Source organism: Rhodoferax sp. ZS1R8 (genome assembly GCF_056521325.1).
In genome coordinates this window covers 1-1,149 of the sequence record NZ_JBWMBA010000145.1, presented here as the reverse complement: position 1 = coordinate 1,149, position 1,149 = coordinate 1, and the positions used below count along the sequence as shown (strand labels likewise).

At 62.3% G+C, this 1,149-nt stretch carries 1 protein-coding gene and 1 pseudogene; both read right to left on the bottom strand.

Going from position 1 to position 1,149, the window contains the following annotated elements; genetic code table 11:
• On the bottom strand, positions 1 to 646 hold a 646-nt coding region (locus AC097P_RS24520), incomplete at its 3' end, for a metallophosphoesterase (protein ID WP_479613022.1).
• A 46-nt stretch (positions 647 to 692) separates the two neighbouring features.
• Positions 693 to 1,149 (bottom strand): annotated as a pseudogene (locus AC097P_RS24515) (hypothetical protein); the annotation flags it as partial.

Below are 1,149 nucleotides of genomic sequence, written 5' to 3'. Positions count from 1 at the left end.
CGGCGATTACCACGTCCGCCTTTGCGCGCAAGGTGGGCACCAGCTTGGCGGCTTCTTGTATGGGGTTGCGAAACTCTACGCCCGGCATGTTGGCCGGGTTGCCGAGCCTTTGGGTGTCCTCGGTGGTCATTCCCATCACGGCTACCCGTACGCCGCCCAGATTGAACAGGTGGTACGGCGCAAACATGCGCTCGCCCCCCTGGTAGATGTTGGCCGACAACATCGGAAACGTGGCCAGCTTGCGCTGCATGGCGAGCACCGCAGGGGGTTTGTCAAACTCGTGGTTGCCCACTGCCATGGCGTCATAACCCAGCAGGTTCATGCCTTTGAAGTCGGGTATGGCGTCTTGCAGGTCGGACTCCGGCATGCCGGTGTTGACATCACCTCCGTCCAGCAACAGGCTATAACCCCCGGCCGCTGCCACTTCAGCGCGTATGGCGTCAACCACCGTTTTGCGCGCGGCCATGCCGTACTCACCATTGCTGTTTTGCCAGAAACGCCCATGGTGGTCGTTGGTGTGCAGGATGGTGATGGCGATTGTCTTGTCTCGCGCTGGGGCGCCCGGGGAGCCGGGTTGGGCACAGGCTGCCAGCAGCAGTGCAAGGCCGGCCGTCAGAAGTGGGAGCAGGGGTTGTAGTGTTCGCATGGCTGCATATTAGCGGGATTGCCCCTTGCAGCCAGCCGCTTCAGTGTCAGAGCCGCAGGAACAGCTTGCGCTGGTAGAGCCAACGTAGGGCCAGCAGTTGCAGCAGCAGCAAGGCCAGGCCCTGTAACAGCGGTTGTTCGCCTGGCGGGCTGGCCATGATCCAGCCGCCAAACAGGCTCTTTACGCTGTAGCCCCACATGACTAGGCTGGTGCCCAGGTAAATCAGAGTGGCGTTCTGGCCGATCCAGTACAAGGGCATGGACAGGCGCGCCGGGCGCTGGCCCAGCAGCAAGTCAAAGGCCAGCAACAACACACTGATTCCGCTGGTCAGCAGCGTGAACGAACCCGTCCACAGCGACTTGTTCAGTGGGTAAAAGGGGTGCAGCAGGCAGGCCAGCAACACCAGCCCACCACCCATGCCCAACAGCTTCAGCAGGCGACGCCGCGGTGCCCCCGCTTGCGTGCGCCAGATCACACCCACAAAGGCACCCATCAGGCAGTTG